16 protein-coding genes and 1 pseudogene are annotated in these 17,900 nt (G+C 47.0%); 12 read left to right on the top strand and 5 right to left on the bottom strand.

Features of this window, described 5'->3' with window-relative positions; translation table 11 throughout:
• Nucleotide 1: 1 nt before the first annotated feature.
• The 3 genes from DW657_RS10325 to DW657_RS10315 all read right to left on the bottom strand — a co-directional run bounded on the left by DW657_RS10325 (nucleotide 2) and on the right by DW657_RS10315 (nucleotide 2,823).
• Entirely contained in the window at nucleotides 2-1,330 is a 1,329-nt protein-coding gene (locus DW657_RS10325; RefSeq protein WP_118312442.1) for an acetylxylan esterase, read from the bottom strand.
• Between the two features lie 97 nt (nucleotides 1,331-1,427).
• Nucleotides 1,428-1,838, bottom strand: a complete 411-nt coding sequence (locus DW657_RS17800; RefSeq protein ID WP_158577352.1) for a hypothetical protein — start codon at nucleotides 1,836-1,838, stop codon at nucleotides 1,428-1,430.
• Nucleotides 1,839-1,872: 34 nt separating this feature from the next.
• Nucleotides 1,873-2,823: an ATPase gene (locus tag DW657_RS10315; protein WP_118312440.1), complete on the bottom strand. Its 951-nt coding sequence runs from the start codon at nucleotides 2,821-2,823 to the stop codon at nucleotides 1,873-1,875.
• A 180-nt stretch (nucleotides 2,824-3,003) separates the two neighbouring features.
• Here DW657_RS10315 and kdsA point away from each other — a divergent pair, with 180 nt between their 5' ends.
• Genes kdsA through DW657_RS10295 form a run of 4 tightly spaced genes read left to right on the top strand, consistent with a single transcriptional unit; the run spans nucleotide 3,004 to nucleotide 6,717 of the window.
• The gene (gene kdsA, locus DW657_RS10310; protein ID WP_255415911.1) at nucleotides 3,004-3,768 is read left to right on the top strand and encodes a 3-deoxy-8-phosphooctulonate synthase; all 765 of its coding nucleotides are present in this window, start codon (nucleotides 3,004-3,006) and stop codon (nucleotides 3,766-3,768) included.
• Nucleotides 3,769-3,820: 52 nt separating this feature from the next.
• The gene (locus tag DW657_RS10305) at nucleotides 3,821-4,780 is read left to right on the top strand and encodes an SIS domain-containing protein (RefSeq protein WP_118312439.1); all 960 of its coding nucleotides are present in this window, start codon (nucleotides 3,821-3,823) and stop codon (nucleotides 4,778-4,780) included.
• Between the two features lie 5 nt (nucleotides 4,781-4,785).
• Nucleotides 4,786-6,057, top strand: a complete 1,272-nt coding sequence (locus tag DW657_RS10300; protein ID WP_199658344.1) for a phosphatidylserine/phosphatidylglycerophosphate/cardiolipin synthase family protein — start codon at nucleotides 4,786-4,788, stop codon at nucleotides 6,055-6,057.
• A gap of 24 nt (nucleotides 6,058-6,081) precedes the next feature.
• Nucleotides 6,082-6,717, top strand: coding sequence for a response regulator transcription factor (locus DW657_RS10295; protein ID WP_118312437.1), 636 nt, complete (start codon nucleotides 6,082-6,084; stop codon nucleotides 6,715-6,717).
• Between the two features lie 142 nt (nucleotides 6,718-6,859).
• Here DW657_RS10295 and DW657_RS10290 read toward each other — a convergent pair whose 3' ends face one another.
• Nucleotides 6,860-7,816, bottom strand: coding sequence for a LuxR C-terminal-related transcriptional regulator (locus DW657_RS10290; protein WP_118312436.1), 957 nt, complete (start codon nucleotides 7,814-7,816; stop codon nucleotides 6,860-6,862).
• A gap of 357 nt (nucleotides 7,817-8,173) precedes the next feature.
• Between DW657_RS10290 and DW657_RS10285 the strand changes: the two genes are divergently transcribed.
• The 8 genes from DW657_RS10285 to DW657_RS10250 all read left to right on the top strand — a co-directional run bounded on the left by DW657_RS10285 (nucleotide 8,174) and on the right by DW657_RS10250 (nucleotide 17,338).
• Nucleotides 8,174-9,475, top strand: a complete 1,302-nt coding sequence (locus DW657_RS10285) for a hypothetical protein (protein WP_118312435.1) — start codon at nucleotides 8,174-8,176, stop codon at nucleotides 9,473-9,475.
• A 73-nt stretch (nucleotides 9,476-9,548) separates the two neighbouring features.
• Nucleotides 9,549-10,802: an imelysin family protein gene (locus DW657_RS10280; RefSeq protein WP_118312434.1), complete on the top strand. Its 1,254-nt coding sequence runs from the start codon at nucleotides 9,549-9,551 to the stop codon at nucleotides 10,800-10,802.
• Between the two features lie 106 nt (nucleotides 10,803-10,908).
• Nucleotides 10,909-12,666 (top strand): di-heme oxidoredictase family protein, encoded by a 1,758-nt coding sequence (locus DW657_RS10275; RefSeq protein WP_118312433.1) that lies wholly within the window; start codon nucleotides 10,909-10,911, stop codon nucleotides 12,664-12,666.
• A gap of 161 nt (nucleotides 12,667-12,827) precedes the next feature.
• Nucleotides 12,828-15,092 (top strand): cytochrome c biogenesis protein CcsA, encoded by a 2,265-nt coding sequence (gene ccsA, locus DW657_RS10270; RefSeq protein WP_118312432.1) that lies wholly within the window; start codon nucleotides 12,828-12,830, stop codon nucleotides 15,090-15,092.
• A gap of 90 nt (nucleotides 15,093-15,182) precedes the next feature.
• On the top strand, nucleotides 15,183-15,581 hold the full coding sequence (locus DW657_RS10265; protein ID WP_118312431.1) for a C-GCAxxG-C-C family protein: 399 nt from the start codon (nucleotides 15,183-15,185) through the stop codon (nucleotides 15,579-15,581).
• 6 nt (nucleotides 15,582-15,587) lie between these two features.
• Nucleotides 15,588-15,779, top strand: a complete 192-nt coding sequence (locus DW657_RS10260; protein WP_089542963.1) for a 4Fe-4S binding protein — start codon at nucleotides 15,588-15,590, stop codon at nucleotides 15,777-15,779.
• Nucleotides 15,780-15,797: 18 nt separating this feature from the next.
• The gene (locus DW657_RS10255; protein ID WP_118312430.1) at nucleotides 15,798-16,376 is read left to right on the top strand and encodes a 4Fe-4S binding protein; all 579 of its coding nucleotides are present in this window, start codon (nucleotides 15,798-15,800) and stop codon (nucleotides 16,374-16,376) included.
• Nucleotides 16,377-16,411: 35 nt separating this feature from the next.
• Nucleotides 16,412-17,338, top strand: a complete 927-nt coding sequence (locus DW657_RS10250) for a LysR substrate-binding domain-containing protein (RefSeq protein WP_118312429.1) — start codon at nucleotides 16,412-16,414, stop codon at nucleotides 17,336-17,338.
• A gap of 208 nt (nucleotides 17,339-17,546) precedes the next feature.
• Here the strand turns inward: DW657_RS10250 and DW657_RS17795 are convergent.
• A pseudogene (locus tag DW657_RS17795) lies at nucleotides 17,547-17,900 on the bottom strand (hypothetical protein); the annotation flags it as partial.

Genomic DNA, 17,900 nt, shown 5'->3' with positions numbered 1-17,900 from the left:
TTTATTTAGTTAATTGTTGAATAATCCAAGCCTGCCATTCATCCCACTGCTCCTGATACCAGTAATGACCGGTCATCTGATAGAGGCTCAGAGTCTTTGGCGCTTTCACACTATTATATAATCCATAAGAAGAAGTTGGTGGAACCACCTCATCGTTATATCCGAAGCTATACCATCCAGGAACGGTGATGCGACGGGCAAAGTTGACACCATCGTAATAGCGGGCACCTTCCAATCTAGCCTTTTCTAGTTCGGTGAGCTTAGTCTCCTTCCAGGCAGCGCCCTGAGCTTTGTTCTCCTTATAGAAGTAATGAGGCCAACCGCCTGCAACTCCATGAATTTCAGCCTCATAATCACACATGGCATCATGCACAGGAGCCAGGAATGTGATACGCTTATCGAGTGCAGCCACAGCAATAGAGAGGAATCCTCCCTGCGAAGAACCCGTTACGCCGATGGTCTTGCCATCCCATTCTGGAAGCGCTGCGATGAAATCCACTCCACGCACAGCTCCGGTGATGACTCTCTTATATGAGTTACGGTCTGGATTTTCGAGATTAGTATCCCAATAGCCGTTCAGTTCACCATTCAGGAGATCATCATACACCTTCTGTTCCATCGTAACAGGAATGCCATGAATACCGATTTCCAAAACGATACACTTGGATGGCGCGGTATAGGTATCACCTGCATAAGGACGTACACCCGCACCCGGCACTCGGAGCAAGGCTGGATATTTGCCTTCCTTTACCGGAACACTCAGGATGCCATACATCTTAGAGCCCCACCGGTTGTTATTGTAACTGATCTCATATACATTCTTATCTTGAGTACAGCGCTCTGGAAGCAACACCTTGGTAATATTCAGGTCGGTCTTGCGAGCCTCATCCAACGCTTTTTTCCAAAAAGCATCAAAATCTTTCGGTTCCTGGGCATAAGGCTGAATCTTTTCGGGAGAGAAGCCTGCGGTGCAGAGTCCTTCGTAATCCTTTCCATCCACATGAGCGACAACCTTAAATCGGTAGAAGCCCGGCTTATTCAAGCTTCCGCTCCATTTCATCACACCATTCTTGAGGGTGGTACTTTTCTTCACATCCGGAAACATAGCAGGACCAGCCTCATAATTTACCTTCACATTGTTCAAGAGAGTACCACTCTTCCTGACATTTACCGTAAAGTTGGCTTTCTCGCCTACCTTGTAGTTCCAGTCCTGATGATCAGGAGTCACACTCACTACGATATTGTAGCCTTTGATTTGCGCGCTCAGCCCGAGAGAGCCGAGCGCACTCATCAGAACACCTATAATTATTAACCTATAAACCTTCTGCATTTCGTTTTAATTGTTTTTATCGTTTATAAATGTTAGTTATTGCTTATTCGTAACTGTTATCGTTCACCCAAAATCCTCTCAATAGGATTATTAAGTTTTACGGTTGCAAAGTTAGCACTATTTTCTGAATAACCCTTGTACTTTTTTGCTTAATAAACGTACTATCACGGCAAAACGAAAAAAAATCAATATTTAATATAAGGCAATAAGTATATGACATCGCGAATTCAACAACAAGTAAAACAAATGGGGGGGGGTATAAGTCACATCCAATACGCCCTGAAAGAAGAGTGTGTTTTGCATCCACACGCCCTGAAAGGGCAGAAACTCCTAGCCCAGGGCATCGCCCTGGGTATTTGTGGATGTAAACTTGTCGCCCTGAAAGGGCAAAAGCTTTCAATTTCAAAGCTTTTGCCCTTTCAGGGCGACTTTGCTTTTTGCAAACATTACCCAGGGCGATGCCCTGGGCTAGGAGCTTTTGGGCTTTCAGCCCGTCCTCGGCTGCCATTATCTAGACTTATGACACACCCTCACTTCATCATTTATTTCGCATGAAAGGCTATCAGACCTTCCATCGGAGCACGCATGATCTTGACAATATGAAGATGATGCTCATCCTCCATCACATTTCTCAGGGGAGCTTCAAAATAATGAGCGATGCTTCCCACGAACCCTATCATCGGAATCCCCTCTCCCAAAGAAGAATCCCAGGCTTTCACGCCAGGTTCCAACTGCGAGATATCCTCCTGGCTGGCTTTTACATACTGGATATAAGGTATGAGATTGTTCTCGTAAAAAGCATGGAAGTTGCTCAATACCACCCGATACAGTGCCATTGCCTCATTCAGCTCATCACTGCCGTTCTCATATTTCTCTCCCTTTGCTATCTGCTCAGAAATAAAAGGACAGATGGAAGCCAGAAAACGGTTTGCCAACGGTTCACGATACACCTTGTTGATGATACCGGGATAATCCAGTCCCGACCACTCCAGAAACCTCTTCTTGATAGCCGAAGGCAGACTGCCCTTGAAGATACCATTCAGGAAAAGCTTGCCCAAGACGGCACCGCTACCTTCGTCACCCAGAATATACCCAAGAGGCGGCGTATTCATCACAATCTTCTCACCATCATAAAGACAACTGTTGGCACCAGTGCCCAGAATGCATGCCATTCCCGGCTGATGTCCGAAAAGCGCCCTTGCCGCTCCTATCATATCCCCCTCAGCCTCTACCTGGGCTCCAGGAAAAGCCTGCTGCAAGAGAGAGTTCATCCGGGGCTTCATCGCCTCGGTCACACCGCTGCCATAGAAATATACTTCCTGTGGTGATTCCGGCAAGATGAGTTCCGACTTCAGTATCTGAAGCACTTCGGCATCCTGCATATGAATAGGATTGATGCCCTGCGTCTTGCAAGTCATCACTACTTGACCTTGTCCGTCTATCAACGACCAGTCGGTCTTAGTACTGCCACTGTCTGCTATGAGTATGTTCATTGTCGTATTTTTTAAATGCACTGCAAATGTAATGATTTTCGGTGAAATATCGCAAAGAAAAGAAAAAAAAGATACTTCATCAAGCTGATAATCTTAAAAAACGCACATTATTCTTGGGTTTTTCACGATTTATTAATAACTTTGCACGCAAATAGAGATATAATTAAGGAAGAAATAACAATAAATACTATAATTATGGCAACATTCATTGCAGGACCATGCGTCATCGAGTCGATGGAACTACTGGATACAGTAGCTCAGGAACTCGTTCGCATCAACCAGGACTTAGGAACCAACATCATATTCAAGGCATCCTTCGATAAGGCCAACCGAACCAGCATCCACTCTTTCCGTGGTCCTGGTCTGGAGAAAGGTCTGCAGATGCTCAGCGACATCAAGTCGAAATACGGACTTCGCATCACCACCGATATCCACGAGAGCTATCAGGCTGAAGCTGCGGGCGAGGTATGTGACATCCTCCAGATACCAGCCTTCCTCTGCCGCCAGACCGACCTGCTCGTATCGGCAGCCAAGACCGGCAAGATTGTCAACATCAAGAAGGCTCAGTTCCTCAGCGGAAGAGATATGAAGTATCCGGTTGAGAAAGCTTTGGATAGCGGAGCCAGCGAAGTATGGCTCACCGAGCGTGGCAACAGCTTCGGCTACAACAATCTCGTGGTAGATTTCCGCAACATTCCGGATATGAAGGAGATTGTACCTAATGTCATTATGGACTGCACCCACAGCGTACAGCGCCCAAGCGCAGGCGATGGCAAGACCGTGGGCGACCGCAAGTTTGTGCCAGCTATGGCAAAGGCTGCCAAGGCATTCGGTGCCACAGGCTACTTCTTCGAGGTGCATCCCGACCCAGACCAGGGCAAGAGCGATGCAGCCAACATGCTGGAATTAGCCAAGTTAGAATCTCTCATCCAGGAACTTCTGTAAGAGAATCTAATCATAAAGTTCAATGTTAAAAATTCAAAGTTCAAAGTAAATCATGGACGATAAGACAATAAGAAGTTATGGTGAACAGGCTCTGAGAGACGAGGCACAGGCCATCCTCGACCAGATCGCCTTATTGGACGATAATTTTGAGAAAGCCGTAGATATGATGTATCATTGCCAGGGCAAGATCATCGTTACGGGTGTGGGCAAGAGCGGACACGTGGGTGCCAAGATTGCCGCTACCCTCGCCTCTACAGGTACACCGGCTTTCTATATTAACCCGCTGGACGTATATCACGGCGACCTCGGTGTGATGACCGACAAGGACGTGGTGCTGGCACTGAGCAACAGTGGTCAGACCGACGAGCTGCTCCGCTTCATCCCGATGGTGCTCCACATGAACGTGCCTATCATCTCCATAACGGGCAATCCGAATTCACTGCTGGCAAAATACTCCAACCATCACATCACCGTCAAGGTGAAGAAGGAGGCTTGTCCGCTCAACCTTGCTCCTACCAGCAGTACCACTGCAGCCCTCGCCATGGGCGATGCTCTGGCAATAGCCCTGATGCAGGTGCGCCACTTCAAGCCACGCGACTTTGCCCAGTTCCATCCGGGCGGCGAATTGGGCAAGCGTCTCCTCACCACCGCCGAAGACGTGATGCGCAGCGAAGACATGCCTATCATCCCTAAGGAGATGCATCTGGGCGAGGCCATCATCCATGTGAGCAAGGGTAAGCTCGGACTGGGAATCTCGCTCGATGAAGACCAGCGTGTCATCGGTCTGATTACAGATGGAGATATCCGCCGTGCCATGGAGAAGTGGCAGGCTGAATTCTTCAACAAGACCGTGAGCGACATCATGACCACCACTCCGAAGATGGTGACTCCGAAGACCAAGATTTCGGAGATTCAGCGCATCATGCACAAATACAAGGTACATACGGTACTCGTAGTAGATAAGGATAATCATTTGAAAGGCATCGTAGATCACTATGCATGCATGGTATAATAAAGATGAAAATCAGAGAGATATTATTAACATTCACGCTATGGCTGGCTAGTTCGCTGTGCAGCGCACAGACCAGCGATTCATTGATAGTCAACCAGCTTCGCGGGAAGGGTGTCAGCTTTTCCCACGACAACTCCGTCACGCTCCTGATGAGCGGACAGGAGAAATTCGATGATATGTTTCAGGCAATCCGTCAGGCTAAGCACAGCGTGCATCTGGAATACTTCAACTTCCGCAACGACAGCATTGCCTCACTCCTCTTCGACCTCCTTGCCGAGAAGGTGAAGCAGGGAGTCAAGGTAAGAGCCCTCTACGATGGCTTCGGAAACTCATCCAACAACAAGCCGCTGCGAAAACGGCATCTCAAGAAAATCCGTGCCAACGGCATCGAAATCTTCGAATACAAGCCCCTGAAGTTCCCATGGGTGCATGCCGTTTTCAACCGCGACCACCGCAAAATCGTAGTCATCGACGGACAGATAGCCTATACCGGCGGCATGAACGTTGCCGACTATTATATAAAAGGTACAAAGGTGGTAGGAGAATGGCACGATATGCACTGTCGCATCGACGGCAGCGAGGTGAATACCCTGCAGAAGATCTTCCTCAAGATGTGGAACAAGGTAAGCGGACAGCATATCGACGGCGAGGAGTATTACCGCAAGGAGAAGCAAGACTACCTGGTAGAGAATCTCAAGCCCGATACCACCGCCACGGCTTATCACAAGACGGTGGGCATCATCAACCGTGAGCCGCATATCACAAAGGATATCATCCGCTACTTCTATGAGAATGCCATCAACGATGCCCAGGACAGCATCAAGCTCATCAGTCCCTACTTCACTCTGAGTCCCAAGCTCAAGAAGGCATTGAAGCGGGCGGTGAAAAGAGGCGTCAAGGTAGAGATCATGCTCTCCACCAGGAGCGATATCCCGCTCACCCCCGATTGCGGATTCTATAATGCCCACAAGCTGATGAAGGCTGGCTGCCATGTATGGATGTACACGCCGGGCTTCCATCATACCAAGATTATCATGGTAGATGGCAAGTTCTGTACCGTAGGCAGCGCCAACCTCAATGCCCGAAGCCTGCGATGGGATTACGAAGAGAATGCCGTGATTGTGGATTCATGCACTACTCACCAGCTCGACCGTCTCTTCGACAGGGAGAAGAAAGACAGTTTCCTGCTCAACGAGCAGAACTGGCGAGAGTGGCGCACCGGATGGCAAAGATTCAAGGGATGGTTTGCGGCAAAGTTCCTCACCCCATTCCTGTAAACAGATAACAGATATATCAGCAATATGATGAACGAAGAAATGAAGAAAGCAATGGCAGGCAAGGCGATGCCCGAACTCGCCATTGTAGATAACAATACGCTGGCAGCCTTGGGTCTCAAGGGACTGCTGGAGAGTGCCGTTCCGATGGTAAAGATCAGCATCTTCGGTACATTCGGTGAATTTGAGTCGAATGCGCCCGAACGCTTCATGCACTATTTCGTGTCGATGCAGATTCTTCTGGCTCACCGCAACTTCTTCATCGAAGAGGCGCATCGCCCCCATACCATCGTGCTTACCCCCTGCAACGACCTCAACTCGCAGCTGCAGGGATTCCACTGCATCTGCGTCAACGTACCGGAATCAAAGCTCATCCGACAGTTGATCCGTCTGCAGCGTTCGGGACATCCCCACGGCGAATATATCCCGCCGATGGATTCCTCAGAGTCCAGGGAGAAAGCCCTTTCAGACAGGGAAATCGAGGTACTCTCGCTGGTGGCACAAGGCAAAATCAACAAGGAGATAGCTGAAAAGCTCTTCATCAGTACCACCACCGTGATTACCCACCGCAAGAATATCCAGGAAAAACTGGGTATCAAGAGCGTTTCTTCGCTTACCATCTATGCCGTGATGCACGGTTATGTGGATATAAACAAGATTTAACGCTTAGGGGCATCCCCCAAAATGATGATGCCACCCTTTCACATACCTACATATAATGATAGTGCCTTCCCCACAAGCAGCAGGGAAGGCACTATCATTTTATAAAAAATAACATTTCAAAGGTCATTTTTTCTAAGCAAAACTAGAGTTTCACCGTAGAAATATCAACCAGATCGTTTACGATGGCATAAATCGTCAGGCCCGCAGGAGAATGAATCTGAAGCTTTCGGGCGATGTTTCGGCGATGGGTAATCACCGTGTTCACGGAGATAAAGAGATGGTCAGCTATCTCCTTGTTCGACATACCCTGAACCAGCGCAATGATTACATCCTTCTCTCGATCGCTCAACTGCTCATCGCTGTTCGGAGTCTGATTGATCATGCTCGAAATCTTGGCACTCACATCATTCTGCTTCAGTTTCCGCTCGGCATTTCTCACGGCAGGAATAAAGATTTCTTCCTCCACCTCAGAGTGATGCATAAGCCACTCCTCGTTGTTGTAGATATCATAGAGAGTGGCACTGAGCTGGTTGTTGTGCAGTCCATCCGAAGGCAGATACTTGATGATGATGCTCTTCAGCTCTTTCAGTTTCATATCCACCTGCATATGATGCTTCGAGAAGGTTTCGATATCAAAGTTGGTATTGGCATTACCATCTATAAGTGCCTGAACATAAGGAAAAACCATCTTCTCTTCATACTTCATATGGTTGGTGATGCTGTGGGCATAATCATCATAGAGTTTCAGAATCAGTCGCGCCAGATTATCCGTTTCATCAAGGGCATCCACCAGCTCCTTACGGATAAAAGGTAACTGGAAATCTATGTAGTAGGCATGCGATGCCTTGAGATAATGCAATAGGGTCGGCAACGACAATCGGTCGGCATTGTCGTACTCCTTGTAACCATTTATCGTAAAGTTTACCACGGCAAGGAAGGTGTAGGTATCCACGTTCTGTTCATCGCAGACTTCCCTTACCGTCTTGTCGCCGAATCCCAGGTTGATGCCGAAGCTACCCAGGCTCTGCAAGATATTGTAATTGTCTCTAATGATGCTGATCATCTTGTCTTCAGCCTCATACATCTTCTGATTTTTCATCTTGTTCTATCCTTAAATGCAAACATCCTTGTATCAAGAACATTCATCATGTTTTTATTTCGGTTGCAAATATACAAAAAAGTTTCGAAACCCGCAATACCTAGAAATGGGGATGCCAATATTTACCGAAATTTAGGTATTGCAAGATTTTTTAAAACTCCGTACCTTTGCACCCGAAATCGAGAAAGAGCGCGGTGATGATTGCCACTCCCGAGCGGCAGAGCTGCGTAATTCCTTATCAAGCTACAGGGCTTTAAGGAGATACTAGGTCTCTAAAGTGTCGAGAAAGCAAGCAGATATCCGCACTCTTTTCCTTATATAAAATTATACGATAACAATAATTTCAAAATATTAAAGATGAACAGTTTAAGAATTGGATTGATGTCCGCTGCCCTCGTTGTCGGCTTGGCAACGGCAAGTGCACAAACTGTGGCTGCCGATAGTGTGATGCAGCATGTAAACGGCAAGCGCCTCAGCGTGGGTGGTTATGGCGAGGTTGCCATGAGTCGCAACTTCTATAGCGACCACGTAAGCCGTTACAGTTTGGCAGACGAGCACAAGAATGACCCTAGCCATGGTCGTTTCGATATTCCTCATGCAGTAATTTACCTGGGTTACGACTTCGGAAAGGGTTGGACTATGGGTACCGAGATTGAGTTTGAGCATGGTGGCGTAGGAATGGCCTATGAGAAAGAAGACGAAGAAGGTGGCGAATGGGAACAGGAAGTAGAGAAAGGCGGTGAAGTTGAACTCGAACAGTTCTGGATCCAGAAGTCATTCGGTCGTTGGGCAAACATCAAGGCTGGTCACATCGTTGTTCCCGTTGGTTTGAACAACGCTTACCACGAGCCATTGAATTTCTTCACTGTTTATCGTCCAGAAGGCGAGAATACAATCCTCCCAAGCACTTGGCATCAGACAGGTATCAGTTTCTGGGGTAAGACAAAGGGCTGGAGATATGAATTGCAATTCCTGGCAGGCTTGAACTCAGATAACTTTACTAATACAGGTTGGATCAACAAGGGTCCTGGTACTCCTACAGAGGGAGAGATTGCAACAAAATATGGTACAGCCCTCCGTATCGACAACTACTGCATCAAGGGCTTACGCATCGGTCTGAGCGGATACTATGGTCATGCCATCGGCAACTCTTATCCAAACAACAAGGATGGAGCAGAATCTAAGTACAAAGGTGTGGTAGCTATCGGAGCCATCGACTTCACATACAATAATTATAACTGGATTGTACGCGGTCAGGCAGACTATGGTTACCTGAGTGATGCAAAACAGTTGAAGTACTTTACTAATCGTTTAAATGGTCTCTCTCCATTCCATCACTCTGCATTTGTCAGCAAGAATGCTTTTGCCTATGGTATCGAGGCAGGATATAATATCTTCTCACAAATTGAGAAACTCCGTCAGGACAACCAGAAACTGTATCTATTTGGCCGTTATGAGCACTATAATCCATACGCTTCCAAGACCAAGAATACTTCATACGATTACACCAACGTACAGCGCATGGCAGTTGGTATCAATTACTATCCTGTAAAACAGATTGTAGTAAAGGCAGAATATTCACATCGCTTCCTGAAGAGCCAGTACAACAATGAGCCAGCCATCAACATCGGTGTGGCTTATGAAGGATGGTTTCTCTAAAGATTCTCACAGAAGAACTTAATATAAAGTGATTGAAACAAACATATCAATAACAAAATATTTATATAAAAAAATGAAAAAGGTTTTTAAAAGTGCAGTAATGCTCATGGCAGCTTTCATGTTGCCATTAGGTTTCACTTCATGCAGCAGTGATGATGATCCAGTAGAGAACAGCGACTTTACAAACAAGGCATATGGCCAGGATGCTATGGATGCCTGCGATGAACTTTGCAATGCGCTCCGTGCAGCTTACAGCAAAGTAAACAACGCAAATTTGAGTGCAGATCAGGAAACATACCTGAAGAATGTATGTGCTAACGCTGTAGACAATACCATCCAGCCAACATACAAGTCACTGGCTGACGCTGTAGAGAAGTTGCACACAGCTCTTCCTAAGAGTGTAGATACCAACAACCTGACTCAGGAGAACATCAACAATGCCTGCGAAGCTTTCAAGGAAGCACGTGCATTGTGGGAGAAGAGCGAGGCTTTCCTCGGTGGTGCAGCATCAGACTTCGATATTGACCCACACATCGACTCATGGCCATTGAACCGTACACTCCTCCACAGCTACTTTGCTACAGGTAAGTTTAGTGATGCTGCGCTTGAGGATGCTTCTATCCTTGGTTTCCACGCACTTGAGTTCATCCTCTTCCGTGATGGACAGCCACGTAAGGTTGCTGAGTTCAAGGGTAACGATACCTACAAAGGCTTCACTGACGTAAAGGGTTCTGAGGAATTGAAGTATGCCGAGGCTGTTATTGAGGACTTGGTAAACCACGTATATGAGTTGGAGGTTGCATGGTCTGAGAATCCAAACGAATCTCGCCTCGCAGCAGTAAAGGCAGCAGATCTTGAGTACTTGACAGACAAGGGCTATTCATATGCAGCTAACATGAAGAATGCAGGCAACACTTCTGTTAGTAAGTTCGCTTCTTTGAAGGCAGCCGTCCAGCAGCTTCTCTCTTTGGAGGAAGGTTCAGCCTGGGGTATCTCTAACGAGGTAGGTACAGCCAAGATTGCCAACCCATTCCAGGCAGGTGATATCAGCTACGTAGAGTCTCCATATAGCTACAACTCTATCACCGACTTCCAGAACAACATCCGTTCTATCGAGAACTTGTGGTATGGTGGCACTAATGGTACAAGCTCTAATGCTAAGTATAGCTTCCATCAGTTCTTCAAGGATAATGCATCTGCAGAAGGTCAGCGTGTTGAGACTGCCATCGCTAACGCTATCAGCAAAATCGGCGGTATGCCTTACCCATTCGTTAAGTACGTAAGTACTGTTTGGGGTAAGAAATTTGATGAAGTAAACCCAGAGTAATCTTGTGGTAAACTAACATACAGGAAGCATCTCACCATACGCTTTTTGGTGAGATGCTATTCTGCGTAAAACGAGAATATAAAACATTATAAAACAGAATAACATTATGGTTTATCAAAGAATTAGCAAAATGTTATTGCTCGGCTTGCTCGTATTGCCATTGGCATCCTGCTCTGACGATAACAGTGTTGTAAACAATGACAAGTTAAATGGTGACTCTCAGTTTGGTAAGGCAAACGATGTTTTTGAGGCATCAGAATGGTATCCAGGTGGCGAACTTGGAACTGACGAAGGTATGAGTTATTCGGCAGAAACACCAGCTACCACCAACCAGGGATTGTCAAACAGTTTCAACAAAGGTGAGGATTTCTTCGAGCACCTTTACACTATCACAGAGGCTCCACGTAAGGGTCTTGGCCCAGCTTGGGTTCGCAGCAGCTGTATCCACTGCCATCCTAACTATGGTCATGGTAAGTTCCAGAACCAGTATCAGGCAGACCAGTTTGGCAACGGCTATCTGCTCGTAATTTATCACCCTACAGCAGGTACTACCGCTGACGGAAAGCCTTACGCAGCAAACAGCTACATATCTGAGGTTACAGGTATGCCACAGACCAAGGCAATGACTCCATTCTCAGCTCCTGTCGACGAGAAGCAAATGAACATTCAGTGGAATGAGGTTACAGCCATGCCTAGCGGTTTGGCTATGAAGTTCCCTAAGGATGGCGAGACTTTTGCTTTGCAGTATCCAGAGGTTACTATCCCTCAGTCTGCATTCAATACCAATCCTAAGCCAGTCAACTATGAAGTACGTTTGGAATCAACCATCGGTATCTATGGTACAGGCTTGCTTGATGCTATCGACCAGGATGATATGAAGAAGGTTTATCAGGATGAGGCGAAACACGTAGAGTTGAACCCTGCCATGTGGAACAAGACTGCTAACGATTGGGCTTCAACTGCCTGGTACAAGTTGGCAGATGGAACCAAGATGGTGAAGAAGTTTACCTATGCCATGACCCGTGCTTCCCTGCAGGATGGTCCAGGTGCTAACGCCATCTGGAACATTACCAACGTAACACGTTCCGATCGTCATTACCTCTATACCACTCCAGCCTGGGCAAAGTATCAGAGCGAAGATCCAGAAGTAATCAGTTATATCAAGAAGCATGGTGCTGACGAATCTTCTGTACTCCACCCATACTATGCAGATGGAACTGACGAAGGTATCAAGGAGAGAGTAAACGAGATTCTGAGCTGTAACAATGCAGCCAAGTCAGCTACTTTTGAGAAGTACCTCCTCAAGGGTGCTCCTTACAATAGTGAGGAAGAGATGAGCGACAAGGATTACTATGACTTCATGGTTTGGCACCGTGGTCTGGCAGTTCCTGCTGCCCGTAACCTCGACAACGCACAGGTTCAGGAAGGTAAGAAGCTCTTCACCCAGTGGGGTTGCGCTACTTGCCACAAGCCATCATGGAAGACTGGTTCTGACAACTATTGGGTAGATAATGCTATCAAGGCTTACGCCAAGAGCATAGGTCAGGATCCTAACACCATGTTGCCAAAGTATCCAAACCAGACTATTTATCCATACACCGACTTGGTACAGCACCGTCTGTTCATGGCTAACGACATCCGCACAGGATGGTGCCGCACTACTCCACTCTGGGGACGTGGTTTGTCAAGCATGCTGACTGGTCGAAGCGACCGTTTGCACGACTGCCGTGCCCGCAACGTAGTAGAGGCTATCATGTGGCACTGCTATGATAAGCGCAGCGATGCATACAAATCAGCACTCAACTTCTACAATGCAACCAAGGAAGAGCGTGATGCTGTAGTGGCATTCATCAATGCTATCTAAGCCTTTACAAGAAGAAACAAAAATAAGAAAAGCTGCCAGGCTATCAAAAGCATTTGGCAGCTTTTTTTATCAGAATCTACAAATATACGGATTATCTCTTGCTCGTCTCCGAATAATATCGTAATTTTGCAGCGGAAATTCTATCAAGATTCCAACTAAGTATGGTTAAAAAGATTATATTCATTCTTTACATCCTTGTGCTCGTATGCATGGCAGCCGCCACCATCGTGGAAAAAAGCCAGGGCACGGATTATGCCCATGCCCACTACTATGGGGCATGGTGGTTCATTCTAATCTGGGCAGTACTCGCTGCCCTCGGTGCTTTCTACATTATCAAAAGAAAAGTGAAGTGCGCTTCTACATTGGCACTCCATCTCTCCTTCATCATCATCCTTGCCGGGGCATTGCTCACACATATATCGGCTAAACGGGGCATGATTCATCTGCGCATCGGTCAGCCTACGGATACTTATATGGCTCAGGATGAAGAGCAGGGTATGAAGGAAGAGAAACTCCCTTTCTCGCTCTGCCTGAAGAAGTTTGAAGCGAAGATGCACGATGGAACCAACGCCGTGGCTGACTATTCTTCAAAATTCACCGTAATAGACGGAGATGATAAGAGCGAAGGCGAAGTTTCTATGAACAACATATATTCCCACCGGTCTTACCGTCTTTATCAGTCATCTTACGATGAAGACGGCAAGGGAAGCGTGCTCGCTATCAATGCCGATCCATACGGCATACCAGTCACCTATACTGGCTATGCACTGCTCTTCATCTCCCTCGTATGGATGCTCTTCGACCCTAAGGGCGGTTATCGCAAACTACTGAAGAGTCCTTTGCTCAAGAAGGGAGCGTTGATAACAGCACTCATCCTCAGCATGGGCAATATACAGACACTGCATGCAGAATCTGCAACAGGCAATCTCCAAAATGCTGTATTGCCAAAGGAAACTGCAGAGAAGTTTGGCGAGCTTCATATTCTCTACAACGACCGCATCTGTCCGGTACAGACCTTTGCCCTCGATTTCTGCAAGAAGATATATGGAGCCAGGAGCTATCAGGGATTGACTGCAGAACAGGTACTCTCTGGTTGGGTATTCTATGGAAATACTTGGGCAAACGAGCCTTTCATCAAGATCAAGAGTGGAGAAATGAAAACAGCGATGAATCTGCCTGACTATGCTTCGCTCAATACTTTCTTCAATCGTGAGATGGGTGGCTATACCATCGGACAGTATGTTCAGGAATACTACAATGGTCAGCAGGACAAGTTCCATCAGCAAGCCGCTGATATCGATGGCAAGATACAAATCATCATGGAGTTGCGGGAAGGTATCTCATTGAAAGTTCTTCCTTACACCTTCACCAAGAATGTGAAAGCTACCAAGAATCATCCTTTCATCAAGGCGGGTACTACCACCTGGTTTTCACCGGTGGATAAGTTGCCGCAAGCCGTAGAGCAGCAGCATGCACTCTATATCAGGAATGTATTCTCTCTGCTGAATGGCGATGTAAAGGCAGGAAATATCAGCCGTGTAAACGAGTTCTTCATCAAGATGAAGAAATATCAGGAGGTTAGTAGCGGTAATTCGCTGCCAACTGCTACACAGTATAAGGCAGAACGCATCAATAATGCCTTTCCTTTTGCCACCATTCTCTTCATGGCAAACCTCACATTGGGCTTCATTGCCCTCTTCTACACCATCTATCGCATGACGAAGAAGAAAGAAATCAAGGTATTGAACATCGCTTTGCCTATCCTGCTTGGCGTATCCTTCCTTGCCTTAACCTTCGGATTGGCATTGAGATGGATTATCAGCGGCAACGTACCTATGTCTAACGGATATGAAAGTATGCTGACTGTAGCCTGGTTAGTGATGCTTATCAGCATTTTGATGCAGTTGCGCATCCGTATCGTGATGGTATTCGGCTTCCTGATTTCAGGATTCTTCCTTCTGGTAAGCCATATCAACCAGATGGATCCTGCTATCGGACAGATGATGCCGGTATTGAACAGTCCGTTACTCAGCATCCATGTCAGCATCATCATGATGAGCTATGCACTGCTATCCTTGACTTTCATCTGTGGCATCATGGGCATCTGCATGCGCTCTCATGGCGACGAACTGCGGGATTTAAGCCGTCTCTTCCTCTACCCTGCCCTCACCACGATGGGGTTCGGCATCTTCATCGGAGCCATCTGGGCTAACGTGAGCTGGGGTAATTACTGGAGTTGGGATAGCAAGGAGACGTGGGCGCTCATCACCTTTATGATTTATGCAGTAGTAGTGCATACGCAGAGCCTGCCTGTTTTCCGCAAGCCGTTGGTGTATCACATCTACATCACCCTAGCCTTCCTGAGTATCGCCATGACCTACTTCGGTGTGAACTATTTCCTCACGGGCATGCACTCGTATGCATAGATAGAATCTATGATATAATAGCCAACATCTTTCGTTTATCTATCATAAAAGCCGTATCTTTGCAGCAAAATTCAAATAAACAAGATAAAAATGGAAACAAGAAAAGAAATTGCAGCAGAAAAGAAGCGTTGTGGATCTCATAACTGTACCCAGGCAGTGGTTTGTACCTATTATGATTATACAGGTATCGACGAAGATACCCTCAAGAATGTGGGCAATGCCTTTGCAGCTGGAATGGGAAATATGGAAGGAACCTGCGGTGCCCTCGTAGGAGCAGGTGTGGTATTGGGTCTTGCCACCAAGGATAAGGCAAAGGCTATCAAGGCGATGCGACAGATTATGACCCAATTCCAGCAGCGCAACGGAGCTACCCAGTGCAGGCTTCTCAAGGGCGTAGGTACGGGAAAGGTCCTCAGAGAATGCCAGCTCTGCGTAGCCGATGCGGCAGAATTTCTGGAAGAGCAGTTGGATAAACTAACCGATCAGTAGAAAACGATGGCAAAATACAAGGCTCAAAGCGAGCACGACCGCTGCGTGGCATGTGGTGTTTGCGTAAAGGTGTGTCCCAAGGATGCCATCAGCATCTACCGAGGATGTTATGCAGTAGTGAATGAGGATCTGTGCATAGGTTGCGGCATCTGTGAAAGGAATTGTCCGGCAGGAGTCATGCACAAGGTATTGAGATAACAGATAAAAAGCATTTTTATGGCAAGACAAAAAAGCAAGAAGTGGAGTGATTATCTGTGGCTGGTATCTGCCACCTATTTCACCCTTGGATTCTTCAATATCGTGTTTGCATGGCTGGGAGTCATCTGTTTTATGATTCCGCTGTTCATGGCTGTTTTCGGAGGCGGCAAGGGATATTGCAACAACTATTGTGGGCGTGGTCAGCTTTTCCTTCAAATAGGAAACATCCTGGGATGGTCGCGCAGGAAGGTAGCACCAAGATGGTTATCATCCAAATGGTTCCGTCATGGATTCCTGCTATTCTTCATGTTCTTCTTCATCCAGATGATCATCCTCACAGTGATGGTGGCAAAGGGTGCAGAGAATCTCCATCAGACCATTCACCTGCTATGGAGCTTTGATGTTCCCTGGCACTGGGCATATCCTGTAGAGATAGAACCCTGGAAGGCTCAATTTGCCTTCGGTCTCTATGGCATCATGCTCACCTCGCTGATAGTGGGTGTGCTACTCACCATCTTCTATCGCCCTAGAACCTGGTGTGTTTTCTGTCCGATGGGCAACATGACTCAACTCATCTGCAAACTCAAGGCAAGATAAGCCCTGTACTTGGCTGATATAAATAGAATAGCGATATGAATTTACAGCAACTGAAATATATTGTGGCACTCAACCGCTTTCGCAATTTTGCGAGAGCAGCAGAGGCTTGCCTGGTTTCGCAGCCCACGCTCAGTGCCATGCTTGTGAAACTGGAGGAAGAACTGGATACCCGTATCTTCGAAAGAAACAACAAGACCGTATCTCCCACTGCATCAGGCAAGAAGATTATCCGTCAGGCAGAAACGGCATTGCAGGAGATAGAACGCATCTCGGAAATCGTGATGGAAGATAAGGGAGAGATAGGCGGAAGACTGTCGCTCGCCGTGGGTCCAACCATTGCCCCCTACATCCTGCCCAAGTTCATCAGACACTATCAGGAAAACTATCCATCGGTGGATCTCAACATTCAGGAACTGAAGGCTGATTTCATGCTCGATTCCCTGCTTCGTGGTGAGACGGATGCCGGCATAGCCATCTCCGACAATATCCGTGAAGGCATTCTGGAGATACCGCTCTACACGGAGAAGTTCTATGTGTATCTTGCCGAGAGCTGCTGGCGCAAGCTCCCTGTTTTCAAGCCAGAGAATCTGGAGTATGAGAACATGTGGATTATGAAGGAGGCACAGTGTCTGCGCAACAGTGCCTTTTCGTTCTGCAAGGCGCGCAGCAAGGGTCATCATATCTATGAGGCAGGCAGCATCGAGACCCTGATAAGGATAGTGGATGAGAATGGTGGCTTCACCATCATTCCAGAGATGCACCTCCCCTTCCTGAGTGAGGAGCAGAAGAGGAATGTAAGAAAGATAGAAGGAGATTATCTGTCGCAGCGGCGCATATCGCTCTATATCAGGGAGGATTACATCCGTGAGCGGATGCTGAACACCCTAGTCGATACCCTCAAGATATTCATTCCGGAGGAGATGATGGGAGAAGGCATCAGGAAATACGGCATCAGGTTGTAACCTTTAAATGAATAGACTCCATCTATCGCCGCATTGACTGAGTGATTTGGTGGAATGCCGGATTCTTCTTATCTTTGCACCGATAAAAACAAGTAATAACTTTTAAATATCAATAATGATGGAAAAATTCAATGAAATGATTAACGACGAACAGCTGACAAAGGGAGATTTCTTGGCGAAATCTCCCTTTATCTTTTTCAAAAAGCAGCTATAATTTCTTGATTTCATCTAGTGACAACTGGGTTGCTGCTGCCACTTGCTCGGCAGACAAGCCCATTGCAAGAAGGCGATGGGCAGTGGCCTTCTTCTCATCTTTGGCTCCTTCGGCACGACCTTCTTCTCGACCTTCGGCACGACCTTCTTCTCGGCCATCGGCATGACCCTCCTGCCAGCCATCATCATAACCCGTCTTGATAACGCTGCGCTGATAGCGCAGATTCTCCATGTGACGGACATAGTCGTTCTTTTCCGCTACGGTCAACTTATCTATGTCCAGGCATTTGCGGGCATCAGCCAAACCTGGAGCCTGGGCAGCCTCGCTGATCTCGCCAGTCTTGAGAAA

It is taken from the genome of Prevotella sp. AM23-5 (assembly GCF_003473645.1).
In the GTDB taxonomy this organism is placed as follows: Bacteria; Bacteroidota; Bacteroidia; order Bacteroidales; family Bacteroidaceae; genus Prevotella; species Prevotella copri_A.
The sequence above is the reverse complement of the archived record's forward strand: the minus strand, read 5'-3'. Positions and strand labels throughout refer to the sequence as shown.